Here is a 14402-nt window from a genome sequence, read left to right as displayed (position 1 = left end):
GTGTTTTGCTAGAGACGAGACCGTGCTGCATGATCCCGAGACCGATACCTACTGGCATGAAGATTGCCGCGAAGTTGCCGGCGATACGATCCACCACATGAAGGACTGGTTGCCGTTCAAAAAGAAGAAACGCTTCTGAAGGCGTACGTCGCGGCTTGTCAGGTTTTAGTCTGGTGCCCCCTGCCGGACTCGAACCGGCACGGCCTTGCGGCCAAGGGATTTTAAGTCCCTGATGTCTACCATTCCACCAAGGGGGCACATGGTAGGCCCGGAGGGACTCGAACCCCCAACCAAAGCGTTATGAGCGCTCTGCTCTAACCAATTGAGCTACAGGCCCGACGCGCTGCGTTTGGAAGAAATTCATAGAGAAAGCAATCAGGGCGTTTCACAAACGATCTCGCATTATTGCACAGTGATCTGGCCGCAGCACGCACATCGTACCTTCGTCACCACATCGCCAACAGTCGCGGGAGGCGATGTGATCGCGGGAGTACCTGCCGCTCATTGGGCTAGGAGTGCAGCCAAGCCTACTTCACTGAAGACACGAGGCATGTGATTTGCGTCATTTGAGGTAAAAGAGAGCGGCGGCACCACCAGGGAGGAAATGTGCCACCGCCTAAATCCGTCACGGTCCGAGGAGGAGGAAAGACCGTGAGAACTCTCTTGCTAGCCTAATATTCCAAATTGCTGCATGCGCACAATAATCACGATTGCAATGCTGCTATGCAGCATGTGCATCGCAGCAAAAACTGACCGGACCTCAACTCACAATGCCCACTCCCCGAGAAACGATCCTGACCGCCTTGGCGGACCTGTTGCGCACGGTACCGCATGTACCGGTGCTGCGCGGCGAAGTTTTGCCTGGACGGATCCCGCCTTTAGGCCTGATGATCCTGCGCGATGGCGACCCAGGCGAGCCTGGCGTGACGCTGTCCCCGCTGATGTATCACTACCAGCACCGCGCCGAGCTGGAGGTGATCGTGCAGACCGGCGCGGAGCGTGACGCGCGCTTTGACAACCTGATCGGGCGGATCGGGACTGCGATTGCTGCCGATCGCACGCTGAGCGGGCGCTGCGACTGGGTCGAGGCGGAGGCGCCAGAGCCGATTGATTTGCCTGTTGAGGGGAGTGCGACGATCAAAGCTGCGACAATCCCTGTGGTGTTGCATTATGCGACGCAGAACCCGTTGTCTTAGATGTTGCGCGGCACAGCCCTGACGTGTCCTTCAAGAATGGCGCCTTCATCTATCGTAATGACATGGGCTTCAATTTGCCCCGAAACCCGCGCCTGTCGCTTGAGTGCCACATTGATAGCAGAAATCGCGCCCTCAAGGGTGCCGGCGACCGTGACGTTGCGGGCCCAGACACTGCCCGTGATTGTGCCATTTTCGGTTACAACGAGCGTATCGGCTGTCACATTGCCAACAATAGACCCATCGAACTCGACGATCCCGTCACTATCCCAGTCACCGTTGATCGTAATTCCATCATGCACAACCGAGCGACGACGGTCACCGGTAGGAAAAGGGGTCAAATTTTCAGGCGAGCCGGCGGGCGATTGTGACGGCAATTTATGAAACATCAGCAGACCCATGTTTGTTTCGCGGGAAATGAATGGGTGGAAACATTCCGGGGGTCAAGTCTACACCCTGCAATTCAAAAAAAGGACGATAAATATGGCACGAGCCCAAGGGGCGCGCGCGCAGATGGCGCTGGCGTTCGAGACTATCTACGGCACCCCGCCAGTTACCGGCTTTACCAGAATGCCCTTTGCGACGGCGTCGCTGGGTGCCGAGCAGCCGCTACAGGCATCAGAGCTTTTGGGGTACGGTCGTGATCCGCTTGAGCCGATTAAGGATGCACTGACCGCAGATGGCAACGTCGTTGTCCCAATCGATGCCGAAGCTTACGGCTTTTGGATGAAGGGCGCTTTTGGTGCGCCGACAACAACTGGCGAGGGCCCCTATACCCACGTCTTTGAGAGTGGAAACTGGAGCCTACCCAGCTTTTCTGTCGAAGTGGGCATGCCGGAGGTGCCGAGCTTTGCGATGTATTCGGGCTGCATGGTGGACAGCTTCAGCTGGAGCATGGGCCGGTCAGGGCTTTTGACCTCCACGGTTGAGCTCGTCGCCCAAGGGGAGGATTTGGACACATCAACGCAAATCGGCACGCCCGCGACGTTGTCTCTCAAGCGTTTCGGTCATTTCAACGGATCGGTGGGGCGCAATGGTGTGAACATCGGCAACATCGTCAGCGCCGAACTCACCTATCAAAACAACCTTGATCGGATTGAGACGATCCGCGCAGACGGCAAGATCGAGGGTGCCGATCCGTCAATCGCAGCGATGACGGGCAATATCACCGTGCGCTTTGCCGATGCGACGCTGCTCAACCAGGCTATTGGCGGTCAGGCCTGCGCGCTGACGTTCGGCTACGCCTTGCCCACGGGGGAGGCGCTCACTGTATCCGTCCCTCGGGTCTTTCTGCCCCGTCCGCGCCGGGAAATCTCCGGACCACAGGGGGTGCAGGTGACCTTCGCCTGGCAGGCAGCACAGCAGGCCAATGGCGACCCGATGGTCAGTGTCACGATTGTAAATGGCATTGAGGGCTATTGATCGCCATGCCTGCTACATAGACTTCTTGCCGAAGCCGACAGGGTTACCTAGCCGCAGAAGACTTCTGCCATCCATCATCACTTCGGTCACGGTGCTCCGTTGGGGAGAAAGGATGGCCTGTCTGCTGATATCGACCATCGCCAAGGTGACCTCGTGAAGGCGGGTTTCAGCACGCTCGGCGCGCATTGATGTCCGCTCCAGTTCATCTTTTAGCCTGCTGACTTCATCGCGCAGAAAATCCCGCTCAGTTTTTACGATCTCAAGCGCGTCTGGATACCCAAACAAATGCCCATTTTCTCGAAAAGTCTCACTCATCCTCTTGGCCCATTTCCTTCTTTTTTCGCTGAAGCGAGGTGGTGATTAAAAAAGCCCCCCTCGCATTCAACGAAGGGGGCCATGAGTGGGGGCGTTTCCGGAGTGGTAGTCCCAACCTGACGGAAAAGACTATCGGTAACAATGCCACTTTCTTTTCTAATCCGGCGCATAGCAACAAATCTAAAGTGCCCTCATTTCCTCATTAGATACGCCATGCGACCAGATAGTTTGCAAATCGACAAAGGATACAGCCATGCTGCAGCTCAACCTCTCAATCGACCCACAATGGCTCGACCTCGGCCACGGCGTCCGCCTGCTGGTGGAGCCGCTCACCACGGCCATTATGCTGGCCGCGCGCAGCGATCCGGCAATCGTGAGTGCAGCGACAGATGCCGAAAGCAGCGCGTCCAACGACGACCTTGCGCGCATCGTCGCCAAAGCCGTGGCGCGCATCGTTGTGAAGGACTGGGAGGGCGTTGGCGACGAGGAAGGCAAGCCCCTTCCTCTGACGCCTGAGGGCATCGACGCCCTTCTCGAACTCTGGCCGATCTTTGAGGCCTTCCAGACCAAATACATCGCAGGCGCACTGATATTGGATGCGGAAAAAAACACCTGACCGCTCTCGCCGACTGGGAGTTCGGCGGGGGCGGTGACTATTGTGCGGCGTGTCCCTCAGCTTGTGTGGAGTGCCCGCGCAGCCTGCATGCGCCACGCACCCTCGAGGGCTGGCAGATCTGGGATCTGGTTCAGCGCCTCGGCGGGCAAGTTCGCGTTGCCGGCGGGATGAGCGGTGGCGCTGTCCTCGGCTGGGATATGGCTGCTGCCCTGCAACTCGGGACGGCCCTCGGGCTCTCTCCCCTGATCATCGCGGAACTCCTGCCGCCCATTGAGGCGGTGATGGTCCGCAAAATTAACGCGCAGCCTGGAGGGGCTTGATGTCTGAGACATCGATGGTCTCGCGGGCACGCGCCAGATCCCAGGCGCGCTGGAGGTTCATCCAGTACTCCGGCGTCGTTGAAAAAAAACGGGCGAGCCGCATCGCGGTATCAACCGTGATAGCGGTCTGGCCTTTGACAAGGCGCTCGATCCGGGTACGCGGCACGCCAAGCTTTGCGGCAAGCGTGATCGCGCTCATATCAAGTGGCGTCAGGTACAGCTCGGCCAGAACTTCGCCGGGGTGGGATGGATTGGTGATGAGGCTCATGTCAGGCTCTCCTAGTGATAGTCCACGATCTCGATCTGTGAAGGTCCTTGATCGGTCCAGATGAAACAGATGCGCCATTGTCCGTTAATGCGCACCGAATGTTGTCCCGCGCGATCCCCGCTCAGGGCTTCAAGGTGATTGCCCGGCGGAAACCGTAAATCTTCAAGTTCGACCGCAGCGTCTAATGCCGAAAGCATGGCACGCGTGCGTTTCACGATGTCGGCTGGAAAGCCTTTGCCAAAGCGGTCCTGAACCGCTCCAGCGGCAAGCTTTCCTCTTACGCTCACGATCATAGCTCCACGTATCATGCAGTGATACATTTTGCAAGGGTGCCCTATGGCAGAAAAACGTGTCTCTGTCCGCCTATCCGCGACCGGCGGACGCCAGGTGCGCGCCGAACTCGAGGGTGTCGGTGCGGCCGGGTCTCGCGGCATGGGGCGCCTCAGCCGCGAGTTGGACCAAGCCAATGCGCGCATGGCGGGCTTTGCGCGCCGTGCGCGCATTGCAGCCACCGCTGCTGCGGCCGCCTTGGCCGGTGCCGTTGTTGCGATGACCCGCTCGACGGTGGCTGCCGCCAATGAGATCGGCCAGCTTTCTCAGGTGGCCAATGCCAACCCGGAGGTGTTCCAACGCTGGGCGGCGGCCTCTGCCACGGTGGGCATTGAGCAAGAAAAGCTTGCCGATATCCTCAAGGATGTGAACGACCGCGTGGGGGATTTCCTGCAAACGGGCGGCGGGCCGATGGCGGATTTTTTCGAGAACATCGCACCGCGCGTGGGCGTGACGGCAGACCAGTTTGCGCGGCTCTCGGGACCGGAAGCGCTGCAGCTCTATGTCTCAAGCCTTGAAAAGGCAGGGGTCCGCCAACAGGAGATGACCTTTTATCTAGAGGCGATGGCGTCCGATACCACGCGGCTCATTCCGCTTTTGCAAAACGGCGGCGCGGAGATGACCCGGCTTGGAACGCAAGCCCAGGCGCTTGGCGCCGTTTTGGATGCTGACGCCATCGCCGCGATGCGCCGCTCAGAACTGGCGCTGGTCAGCATTGGCCAGGCGTTTACGGGCGTGCGCAACCGGATTGCCGTGGCGCTCGCCCCGTCACTGGAGGCGGTGGCCAATGCTTTTGTCGCACTGGCCTCTTCCACCAGTCCGATCAGCCGGGCGTTTGATGCGGTTCTGGGCAACCTTGACCGGTTGGCGATCTACGCGGGGACCTTCGCCACCTTTCTTGCCGGCCGCTGGGCCGCTGCGATGGCCGCGGCGGCACTGTCGGTGCGCGGGCTCGCCACCACGCTCGTGGTCTTGAAAGGCGCGCTGATCCGCACTGGGATCGGCGCCTTAATCGTCGGCGCAGGCGAGCTGGTCTATTGGTTCACGCGCCTCGCGTCCGGCGCCGGCAGTTTTGGCGAGGCGATGCGCCTCCTGAAGGATGTCGGTGTCGAGGTCTGGGACCGGATCACGACAGGGGCCTCGGCTGCCGGGGCACGCGCCACGGCGATGTTTTATGATCTAAAGGCCGATGCCGCGACGGGCATGGCGGGCGCGATCGAGAGTGTCGTTGGCTTCGGCAATACGACCGCGAATACCTTCGAAGGCGCACTTTTGGCCGTCCGGGAAATCTGGTCCCGCCTGCCAGCCGTGATCGGCGATCTTGTTTACGCGGCCGCCAATCGCATGCTCGACGGCATTGAAGCGATGCTGAATGGCGCAATCGCCCGGATTGATGCCTTTACGGGCAAGATCCGCGATGCATTGGCGGCTGTCGGCATCGAGACGACCTTCGGCGAGATTGGCGAAATCAGCCTTGGGGAAATTGCCAACCCCTTTGCCGGGGCCTCCGCTGACGCGGGAACGGCCGCCGCGGATGCGTTTAGGCGGGCCTTTGAGGACAATCCTCTGAGCGCCCCCGACCTTGGCCTTGATGGGATTGCCGCCGAGGCGCTCGCCACCGCCAATACCTACCGTCAGGCCGCCACTGACCTAGCGGCTGGAGCCACGGCTCCGCTGTCCTCCTGGGCTGCGCTGCGCGACGCTGTTGCCGGTACTGGCGAGGACGGCGCTGCAGCTCTTGATGACGCGACGGCTTCTGCGGACCGCCTGGCAGAGGCCATGGCCCAGGTCGGAGATACTGTGGGCGGCGGCGGGTCTGGTGGTGGCGCCAGTGGCGGGGCGGCCGAGAAGATCGTGACCGGCTGGCGCGCTGTGTCCGCGGCGTTGCAGTCCTATGCTACGGACGCCCTGAACTGGGGCAAGGGCCTTGGCGAAACGCTGACCAGCGCCTTTTCCGGTGCCGAAAGTGCATTCCGCAGTTTTGTGGAAACAGGGAAGCTCGACTTCAAGGGGCTGGTGCGCTCGATCCTGGCGGATTTGGCAGTCTTGGCGTTCAAAAATGCGGTGCTGGGACCCATTGCCAACGCGCTCTCAGGCGCTTTTGGCGGTGGCGGCTCTGTTGCGGCTGCGGTCTCGCATGCTGGCGGCATGGTTGGGATCTCCGGCCATACGCGGTCTGTACCCGCAGCGGTTTTTGCTGGTGCGCCACGCATGCATGGCGGTGGCACCGTGGGGGCAGCTGGCTCATGGGCCGGATTGCGGCCCGATGAAGTGCCTACCATCCTGCAGCGGGGTGAACGGGTGTTGTCGCGCGCAGAGGTTGCGCGGGGCGCAGGCGGCAGTATCCCCGTTGCTGTCCATCTCAATGTGGATGCGCGCGGCGCGCAAATGGGTGTGGCCGAGCAAATCGCGGCTGTGATGCGCAGCGCACAGCCTGAATTTGAGCGCATTGCGGTGGCCGCTGTTGGCAATGCCATGCGCCGGGGGCGGATGGCATGAGCATCATTGTGGAACTACCGCGTACGTGGGTTGCCGGCATTGAGCGGCGGTTGGTGACCGCCACCAGCCAGACGCAGTCGCCCTTTACCGGGACGACGGAGGTGCAGGATTGGGGTGGTGAATGGTGGGAATATGATATCGAATTTGCCGCGCAATCCGGACCGCTGGCGCGCTCGGTTGGCGCGGCCCTGACGGCGCTTGGGTCGGGCAGAGGCCTGCTGCTGTTTGCCGATCCCTCCATTGCGCCAAAGACCCTTGCGCAACCAGTCACGCTGGCGGCACCCATTACCGGCGGCAATGTCGTGCAAACGCAAGGCTGGCCTTCTGGCCTTCCCGCTGTGGCCTCGGGGGACTTTGTGTCGATCGGCACGGCGCGCGACACGCGTCTGCATCAAATTGCCTTTGACGCGTCGGCGGACATCAACGGTCTGGCAACGCTGACGCTCTTTCCGGCCATTCGCACGGCGCTGCCCGCCAATACCCCTTTGGAGGTGAACAGGCCACAGGTGCTACTGCGCCCGACGGGCGCGGTGCCAACCCGGATTGAACGCGCGGCGCGTCACCGCTTCACGCTTTCTGGACGCGAGGCGCTATGAGCCGGGATATCACAAATGACATGGCCACAGCGCTCGATCGCGCTGATCTGCAGCCTGCCATCTTCTTTGAAGGGGAATTCCCATCGGGCATGGTACGGATCTGGACAGGTCCGGGGCCGATTGACTGGGACGGCAAGACCTGGACAGGCGTCGGCGTGCTTCTTGGCCTTGGTGCACTCGAGGAAACCTCTGACGTTGTGGCCTCTGGGACGACGGTCTCGCTCTCGGGCGTGCCGCTCGATCTGGTGGGTCTTGCGATCGATGAAGCGCGTCAGGGGCAAGCGGGACGCATCTGGCTGGCGCTGCTCACAGAAGAGCGCAGAGTGATCGCGGATCCTGTGCAGGCCTTTACCGGCCGTCTCGATGTGCCGGAACTGCAAGAGGACGGGCAGAGCTGCCGCATCACGATCAGCTATGAAAGCCGGCTCATTGATCTGAGTGTGCCGCGTAACTGGCGCTACACCCATGAAAGCCAACAGGTCCTGCACCCGGGCGATCGTGGTTTTGAGCATGTGACGGCCATTCAAGATCAAGAGATCACCTGGGGACGCGGCTGATGGAGCGACCGATTACTGTTGCCACGCGCGTTTCCACCCACGTGCCCCATTGGGAGCAGGTCTTAGCGGACGCGATCCAGCGAGCCAGCGCGCGCCCATTTACTTGGGGCCAACACGACTGCGCCACCTGGGCCTTTGATTTATATCGCGACCTCACAGATGGCTCGGATCATGCTGCACTTTGGCGAGGGCGGTATCGCACACGGATCGGCTGCGGACGGGTATTGCGCCGCCTTGGCTGGAGAAGCCTTGAAGAGGGTGGGCGCGCCTTGTTGGGCGACCCGCTTGATAATGTGCGGCTCGCGCATCGTGGCGATCTGATCCTGGGCGGTGCGCCCGAAGCCTTTGGCATCGTTATCGGCGCCAAGGCTGCCTTTGTGGCCCCTGAGGGTCTGGTGCGCCTGCCACTCTCAACCTGCCGTCTCGCCTGGAGGACGTGATCTATGCCACCAGTGGTTCTAGGTGCTGTCGCCCTCGGCGGTGCGGCCATTGCGGCCGGCGGTGTGGCCGCGGCATTTGCAGCGACGGGTCTGGTTGGCTTTGCCGCCCAGTTCGGGGCGTCGATGCTCTTATCAGCTGCTGCCCAAGCGTTGATGCCCACGCCGAGCCTGGGCCAGATGGAAATGAAGGCCCGCACGGTGACGGTGCGCGAGCCGGTGATGCCCCGAGAAATGGTTTACGGCCGCACGCGCAAGGGCGGTGTGATTGTGTTCCTGCATTCCACAGGGGCGAAAGACAAAGACCTGCACCTGGTGGTCGTGCTGGCGGCCCATCGGATCAAATCCATCGGGGCGATCTATTTTGAGGGCGAGGAAGCGGTTGATGCCTCAGGGGTGGCCCAGGGCCGTTGGGCCGGCAAGGTTGCTGTGGAAAAGCGCCTTGGTACGGATGACCAGACTGCCTTTGCGGGGCTCATTGCAGCGGCCCCGGAGCATTGGAGCGAGGACCACCGCCTTGCGGGCTGTGCGGCGATCTATCTGCGGCTGACCTATGATCCGGATGCCTTTCCAGGCGGCATTCCCAACATCACTGTGGATCTCGAGGGCAAGGATGACATCTTTGATCCGCGCACCAGTGCGCAGGTCTACACCGACAATGCAGCGCTTTGCGTGGCCGATTACATGGCGCATGCGACCTATGGGATCGGCGCTGTCATCGGAGGTGCGGACGGGATCGAGACCGACAGTCTGATTGAGGCCGCCAATATCTGTGACGAGGCTGTGTCATTGGCCACAGGCGGGACCGAGCGGCGCTACACTTGCAATGGCGTGGTCTCGCTCGCAGAGACGCCCAAGACCATTATCGAGGCGATGCTCACGGCCATGGCAGGCCGCTGCATCTGGCAAGCGGGCCAATGGCGGATGCGGGCGGGGGCCTACCGCGTTCCGGAGACAGTGATCACGGCAGATGATCTGCGCGAGGGCGGGATGACCCTGACCACGCGGCAAAGCCGGGCGTCAAACTTTAATGCGGTGCGCGGCCAGTTCGTGAGCCCCGAGAATAGCTGGCAGCCTGATGACTTCCCGGCCTATGCCAGTGAGGCCTACCGGCTGGAGGACAATGGCGAGCAGGTGTGGCGGGATATCTCGCTGCCCTTCACGATCTCTGCCTCCATGGCGCAGCGTCTGGCGAAGATCGAACTCGAGCGCGCGCGCCGGCAAATGAGCCTGAAGATTGCGGGCAAGCTTAAGGCCTGGCGCGTTGCGGCCGGAGAAACCACATATGTGCACTATGACCGCTGGGGCTTTGGCGGTGCGGATCTACCTGAAGGAAAACCCTTTGAGGTTGAAGCGGTACGGCTGGATCTGACGCAGGTCGGGCCGGGCCCGCGTCTGGCGCCAGAACTCCTCCTGCGAGAAACCTCTCCCCTCATTTACGACTGGGATGCCTCGGAAGAACAGATTTATGCGGCAGCACCACGCACGACGCTGCCAACGGCTTTTGATATCGCGCCACCGGGTGCGCCGCAGATCATCGAGGAACTTTATGTGACGCGTGATGGCTCAGCGGTCAAAGTCCTGGCGCGGATCGCCTGGGAGCCTGCGGCTTCGGGCTTTGTCGATACCTATCAGGTGGAGACCCGCCGGGATGGCGGTGAGTGGCTGGACCGCGGCCGCACCTCCGGCACGGTGATGGAGTTGCGCGACATCCAGCCGGGCCAATGGGACGCGCGGATCAAGGCGATCTCGGTGCTGGGGGTCTCGTCGGTCTGGCGCGAGGGAGGCTTGGAAATTGTGGGCCTGACAGCGCCACCGGCAGCCCTGACGGGGCTGACGATCCAGTCCGCGGGCGGTCTGGCCGTGCTGAAATGGCAGCGCTCGGTTGATGTAGATGTCCGCGTTGGCGGCAATGTCATTATCCGCCACAGCAAGGAAATGGCCGCCACCTGGGCGAACTCAACGCTCATGGACCGGGTCTCGGGCGGCGAGGCCATTGCGGTCGTGCCGCTGAAACCCGGGACATATCTGCTGCGGGCCGAAGACAGCGAGGGGCGCATTGGCCCCGTCAGCACGGTGAGCACCAAGGGGGTGCAGATCCTGAGCTTTGCCCAGCTGAATACGCTGGCGGCGGAGCCGGCATTCTCGGGTGTGAAAACCGGTCTGGTGGCGACTGCCGGTACGCTGAAACTGCAAACCGGAACAGATGCTCAGGGTTCACCCATGGTACTGGCGAGCGAAGGGCTTTATCAGTTCGATGGCCTTCTCGACTTTGGAGCACTTCGGCGCGTCCGTCTGCGGTCTGATATCCTGGTCGGGGCCTCGGCGCTGTCGGATTACATTGATGACCGCATGACGCCGATCGATAGCTGGGCCGACTTCGACGGCTCCGAGGGCGCCGATATCGACGTTGTGCTTGAGGTCCGGGAAACCGATGACGATCCGGCGGGTGCCAACCCTGTCTGGGGACCTTGGGGCCGGATCGATAACAGCGAGATCGAGGCGCACGCGGTTGAGGCGCGGGCCTGGCTCAGAACCAGTGATCCGGCCTTTACGCCGATCGTCTCGGAATTGCGGCTCATAGCAGATGAGGTGGCCTAGTGTCCCAAGCACCCAGCTTTGTGATCATCAATGACAATGGGGCGGCTGTGCGCGCCCAGATCAATCAGATTGTTGCAGCATTGCGCTCCACCAGCAGCGGTGCGGTGGAACCTGCGGCCACCGCGCCGGGTATGCTTTGGGTCGATACCAGCACCACACCGCCGACGCTTAAGCTGCGCAATCTGGCTGATGCCGCGTTTGAACCGCTACTCGACGGTGGGGAATATTAGGGATCAGCACGTTTACGCGCGTTTCTATAGACGGCGCTCCGCTCACGTTTGCCGACCGCCACAACCGTTACCGTGACAGTGGTATCGTCTACGCGGTAGACGAGGCGGTAGCCCGCGCTGCGAAGCTTGATTTTGTAGTGGCTTGGCATGCCGTGCAGGCCATCGGCCACAACATGGGGCTGAGCAAGTCGTTCTTTGAGCTTGTTTTTGAATTGCGATTGCAGCGTCACGCCAAGTTTACGCCACTCCTTGAGGGCTGTGGGCAGGAATTGCAGCTCATAGTTCATCCAAGCTGACCCGAACCGGTGTCTCGTCAGCCCGTTGCTTAATGGTCTCGGCCAGCTCCAAATCGTCCATATGCTCCATCAAGGCCTCATAGCGCGCGGCAGGCACCATATAGGCCATGACACGATTGTGGTTCAGCACGGCGACGGATTCGCCTGCTGCCTGCGCCATGACCTGCGACGGGTTTTTTTTAAGATCAGAAACGCTGACGGCGATATTGGCTTCGACACGCTGCATGGTGGCCTCCAAATGGTGCGAAATACAGCTCTAAATATAGTCCATATTAACACCCACGCAAGCGCTTTGCGTGGACAAACCTGTAAGGGAGGCGCCCATGACCGAGCCGGGCTTTTTAGAAACGTTGAACAGTCTGTTTGGCGGGGCGGTGACCACGCTGATCGGCGCCTTTACGGGTCGGCTGATGTATCACTCGGGTGAGGTCAAGCTGGGTCGGCGGCGGTTTTTTGGCAAAGAGCTCTTGTGGGAAATCCCCGTGGCTATTGGCATGGCGATTATTGGCGAGGCTATCGCAAGCCACTTTGATCTTGGCCAGCCTGTGCGCACGGGGCTTGTGGCCACGTTGGCGTATTTGGGACCGCGCGGGGCGGAGGCCCTGATGACAGCCTGGCTTTGCCGCAAGAAGTAAGCCTCCTATCAGCGCGGTCATCTCTTGATGTTCAGCTGGGTGACGCCATCTGGATATTGCTGAATGGATGAAGGGAGGTACTTTCTCATGACTGATATTGCTCAGGTTCTTAGCAAGGTATCCGCGGCTGCTGATCCGGTCGACGTTCTGCGGTCTGCGGTTTTGTCACAAGATGGATTTTGGCCCGCGCAACAGACCGGCGTCGGGATCTACGAGGTTCAGCTCTTCGGCGTCGTTGGTTTAGGCCCGTCCTTATCTGCCGCAGCGGATGACTGGATTGTGCAAGCCAAAGCATATGTGCGCGTAGCAGCCTAAAGCAGGCGCCGCCTAGTCAGCCATGCCCGCAAGGCTCCGCAATTAATTTACGACCAACACAGCCGCCCTCCGGGGCGGCTTTTTGCATAGGAGAGCATCATGACACCTTTGGAAATTGCCCGCGGGTACATTGGCACCACTGAGGGCCCGGGCCCTGCAAACAACCCCACCGTTATGGAGATGTACGCCTCGGTCGGCCACGATTGGGTGGAGCATGACTCTGTGGCCTGGTGCGCCGCCTTCGTCGGGCATTGTCTGGAGAAGGCTGGCATTCGCTCGACGCGGAAGCTGACAGCACGGTCCTATTTGGACTGGGGCATCCCGGTAGAGATCGCGGATGCGCAGCCGGGTGACATCGGGGTGATCCCGCGCGGCTCCTCCAGCTGGCAGGGGCATGTCTTCTTCATTGACCGGATTGAGGGGGCCTGGGTTTGGGGGCTTGGCGGCAATCAGTCTGATGCGGTGAATGTGAAACGCTATCCGGTCTCGAAGCTCTTGGGTGTGCGGCGGGCGGGGCATGTCGCGCCAGCAGTGACTCTCTCCGTCAAGGCCGTGCAGCGCCGGTTAAAGGATCTTGGCTATCACGAGGTCGGCAGCATCGATGGGATCATCGGTCCACGCACCCGTGCCGCAATCCTCGCGTTTAGGGATGACGCAGCACTGCCGCTGGTGCCCATCGTTGATGTGGCACTGGAGGAGGCGCTGGAGTACGCCGCACCGCGCGAGGTCGCACCTGCGCGCGCCTCGGGCAGCCCCCAGCAAAGCCGCATTGTTGCTGCCGCCAATGCGCAAATCGGCCTCGGGGTTCTGGGGGCCGCAGGCTCCATCACCTCTCAGATCGCGCCAGCTTTGAATGAGGCCGAGCAGGCCCGCGACACAGCATCCCGGATCTTCGCACTCGCAGGTCTTGAGGCGTGGCTCGCCGTTACTCTCCCATGGATCGGGATGGCGATGTTTGTCGGTGTCATCCTCTATGCGCTAAAGGCGCGCTCCGCCCGCATTGAAGATCACCGGACAGGACGCACGCCATGATCGGCGTTGTCCGCGCACTCCTGAGTGGCTTGGGCAGGCGGGCTGTTCTTTACGGCGCGCTGGCTTTGGCTGTGATTGTCGCCCTGTGGGTTGCCTTTCGCCAGGGGCGCCAAGCCGCAGCGGCGAATTTTGCCGTGCGCCGTGCCGATGCGCGCGTCAGATCCATGCAAACCTCAAAGGACATCCGCCATGACGTGCAAAACGCTGACCGCGCTGATCTTGAGCGCCGCGCTGACCACTGGATGCGCGATTGATCCACCTAGCTTGCGCGATGACTGCGACTGGGCAGAGCCTATTCGACCATCGCGTCAGGACGTTTTGAGTGACGTGACGCTGGCCCAGATCGTGGCACATAACGAGGTGGGCGCGCGCCTATGCGGGTGGCAGCCATGAAATTGTTCTTTAGCGTTCAGTTGCGGCCGCAACACTGCTTGTATTTATGGCCCGACCCGCAGGTGCATGGATCGTTTCGGCCGGGTCGTGGTCCTGCTTGAAACGGCTGCCCCGGCAGGTTGGCCGGAGCCTGTCCGGCGAGTTCGCGGCGAAATTGATGAAGGATTGTCATCACGCAACCCGGAATCAGATCAGACGCTTCGAGGTCGATCTCGTCGATCTCTTCCTCCGTGAATTTGCTATTTCCGGTATTGATGTCCTGCAGCGCCATCATGAAAATCAGTGTGGCCTGTGTTTCCTCATCGGCGACGTCGAGCAGGTTTGACCAGGCATCCGGTCTGAGACCC

Annotated in this window: 21 protein-coding genes and 2 tRNA genes; 14 read left to right on the top strand and 9 right to left on the bottom strand. The window is 61.2% G+C overall.

The features are described from left to right. Positions 1–171: 171 nt before the first annotated feature. Positions 172–257, bottom strand: a tRNA-Leu gene (locus C7964_RS19155). A gap of 3 nt (positions 258–260) precedes the next feature. Next, positions 261–337, bottom strand: a tRNA-Ile gene (locus C7964_RS19150). A gap of 433 nt (positions 338–770) precedes the next feature. Between C7964_RS19150 and C7964_RS19145 the strand changes: the two genes are divergently transcribed. Then, complete coding sequence (locus C7964_RS19145; RefSeq protein WP_110281162.1) at positions 771–1196, top strand: acyl-CoA transferase; 426 nt, start codon at positions 771–773, stop codon at positions 1194–1196. Here C7964_RS19145 and C7964_RS19140 read toward each other — a convergent pair. Next, entirely contained in the window at positions 1193–1582 is a 390-nt protein-coding gene (locus C7964_RS19140) for a bactofilin family protein (protein ID WP_110281163.1), read from the bottom strand. The genes C7964_RS19145 and C7964_RS19140 overlap by 4 nt on opposite strands. A gap of 94 nt (positions 1583–1676) precedes the next feature. Here C7964_RS19140 and C7964_RS19135 point away from each other — a divergent pair, with 94 nt between their 5' ends. Beyond that, on the top strand, positions 1677–2615 hold the full coding sequence (locus C7964_RS19135; RefSeq protein WP_110281161.1) for a phage tail tube protein: 939 nt from the start codon (positions 1677–1679) through the stop codon (positions 2613–2615). 12 nt (positions 2616–2627) lie between these two features. Here C7964_RS19135 and C7964_RS19130 read toward each other — a convergent pair whose 3' ends face one another. After that, positions 2628–2930 (bottom strand): hypothetical protein, encoded by a 303-nt coding sequence (locus C7964_RS19130; RefSeq protein WP_110281160.1) that lies wholly within the window; start codon positions 2928–2930, stop codon positions 2628–2630. 253 nt (positions 2931–3183) lie between these two features. Between C7964_RS19130 and C7964_RS19125 the strand changes: the two genes are divergently transcribed. Together C7964_RS19125 and C7964_RS20420 are read left to right on the top strand one after the other, a co-directional pair. After that, the gene (locus C7964_RS19125) at positions 3184–3546 is read left to right on the top strand and encodes a phage-derived protein YdaY family protein (RefSeq protein WP_110281159.1); all 363 of its coding nucleotides are present in this window, start codon (positions 3184–3186) and stop codon (positions 3544–3546) included. Between the two features lie 167 nt (positions 3547–3713). Continuing rightward, the gene (locus C7964_RS20420; protein WP_502693578.1) at positions 3714–3866 is read left to right on the top strand and encodes a DUF7697 family protein; all 153 of its coding nucleotides are present in this window, start codon (positions 3714–3716) and stop codon (positions 3864–3866) included. Here the strand turns inward: C7964_RS20420 and C7964_RS19115 are convergent. Continuing rightward, positions 3841–4134, bottom strand: a complete 294-nt coding sequence (locus C7964_RS19115; protein ID WP_110281157.1) for a HigA family addiction module antitoxin — start codon at positions 4132–4134, stop codon at positions 3841–3843. The two genes, C7964_RS20420 and C7964_RS19115, sit on opposite strands and share 26 nt — an antisense overlap. Before the next feature lie 11 nt (positions 4135–4145). Continuing rightward, positions 4146–4427: a type II toxin-antitoxin system RelE/ParE family toxin gene (locus tag C7964_RS19110; RefSeq protein WP_110281156.1), complete on the bottom strand. Its 282-nt coding sequence runs from the start codon at positions 4425–4427 to the stop codon at positions 4146–4148. Between the two features lie 43 nt (positions 4428–4470). Between C7964_RS19110 and C7964_RS19105 the strand changes: the two genes are divergently transcribed. From C7964_RS19105 to C7964_RS19080, 6 genes are read left to right on the top strand one after another with little or no spacing between them, the layout of a single operon-like run. Continuing rightward, positions 4471–6963, top strand: a complete 2493-nt coding sequence (locus tag C7964_RS19105) for a phage tail tape measure C-terminal domain-containing protein (protein WP_110281155.1) — start codon at positions 4471–4473, stop codon at positions 6961–6963. Continuing rightward, a complete protein-coding gene (locus C7964_RS19100; RefSeq protein WP_110281154.1) occupies positions 6960–7559 on the top strand; it encodes a hypothetical protein in 600 nt (199 codons plus the stop codon). Before C7964_RS19105 ends, C7964_RS19100 begins: the two co-directional genes overlap by 4 nt. Then, positions 7556–8116: a hypothetical protein gene (locus C7964_RS19095; RefSeq protein WP_110281153.1), complete on the top strand. Its 561-nt coding sequence runs from the start codon at positions 7556–7558 to the stop codon at positions 8114–8116. The genes C7964_RS19100 and C7964_RS19095 overlap by 4 nt, the downstream gene beginning before the upstream one ends. Next, complete coding sequence (locus tag C7964_RS19090) at positions 8116–8556, top strand: DUF6950 family protein (protein ID WP_110281152.1); 441 nt, start codon at positions 8116–8118, stop codon at positions 8554–8556. The genes C7964_RS19095 and C7964_RS19090 overlap by 1 nt, the downstream gene beginning before the upstream one ends. Positions 8557–8559: 3 nt before the next feature. Continuing rightward, positions 8560–11154, top strand: a complete 2595-nt coding sequence (locus tag C7964_RS19085) for a TipJ family phage tail tip protein (RefSeq protein ID WP_110281151.1) — start codon at positions 8560–8562, stop codon at positions 11152–11154. Further along, complete coding sequence (locus C7964_RS19080) at positions 11154–11384, top strand: hypothetical protein (RefSeq protein WP_110281150.1); 231 nt, start codon at positions 11154–11156, stop codon at positions 11382–11384. Before C7964_RS19085 ends, C7964_RS19080 begins: the two co-directional genes overlap by 1 nt. Here C7964_RS19080 and C7964_RS19075 read toward each other — a convergent pair. Both C7964_RS19075 and C7964_RS19070 read right to left on the bottom strand, forming a co-directional pair. Continuing rightward, entirely contained in the window at positions 11381–11671 is a 291-nt protein-coding gene (locus C7964_RS19075; RefSeq protein WP_110281149.1) for a type II toxin-antitoxin system RelE family toxin, read from the bottom strand. The genes C7964_RS19080 and C7964_RS19075 overlap by 4 nt on opposite strands. Continuing rightward, complete coding sequence (locus C7964_RS19070; protein ID WP_110281148.1) at positions 11661–11906, bottom strand: type II toxin-antitoxin system Phd/YefM family antitoxin; 246 nt, start codon at positions 11904–11906, stop codon at positions 11661–11663. Before C7964_RS19070 ends, C7964_RS19075 begins: the two co-directional genes overlap by 11 nt. A 97-nt stretch (positions 11907–12003) precedes the next feature. Between C7964_RS19070 and C7964_RS19065 the strand changes: the two genes are divergently transcribed. The 4 genes from C7964_RS19065 (at position 12004) to C7964_RS19050 (ending at position 13916) form a co-directional block, all read left to right on the top strand. Further along, positions 12004–12315 carry a phage holin family protein gene (locus tag C7964_RS19065; RefSeq protein ID WP_110281147.1) on the top strand — a complete coding sequence of 104 codons (312 nt, stop codon included), beginning with the start codon at positions 12004–12006 and terminating at the stop codon, positions 12313–12315. An 87-nt stretch (positions 12316–12402) separates the two neighbouring features. Then, a complete protein-coding gene (locus C7964_RS19060) occupies positions 12403–12630 on the top strand; it encodes a hypothetical protein (protein ID WP_110281146.1) in 228 nt (75 codons plus the stop codon). A 99-nt stretch (positions 12631–12729) separates the two neighbouring features. After that, positions 12730–13662 carry a C40 family peptidase gene (locus tag C7964_RS19055; protein ID WP_110281145.1) on the top strand — a complete coding sequence of 311 codons (933 nt, stop codon included), beginning with the start codon at positions 12730–12732 and terminating at the stop codon, positions 13660–13662. Then, a complete protein-coding gene (locus C7964_RS19050) occupies positions 13659–13916 on the top strand; it encodes a hypothetical protein (RefSeq protein WP_110281144.1) in 258 nt (85 codons plus the stop codon). Before C7964_RS19055 ends, C7964_RS19050 begins: the two co-directional genes overlap by 4 nt. Before the next feature lie 155 nt (positions 13917–14071). Here the strand turns inward: C7964_RS19050 and C7964_RS19045 are convergent. Continuing rightward, positions 14072–14402, bottom strand: a 331-nt coding sequence (locus tag C7964_RS19045) for an SEC-C metal-binding domain-containing protein (RefSeq protein ID WP_181417256.1), incomplete at its 5' end; no start/stop codon positions are given.

Source organism: Loktanella sp. PT4BL (assembly GCF_003201935.1).
Classification (GTDB): domain Bacteria; phylum Pseudomonadota; class Alphaproteobacteria; order Rhodobacterales; family Rhodobacteraceae; genus Yoonia.
This window is presented reverse-complemented; position numbering and strand designations above follow the sequence as displayed.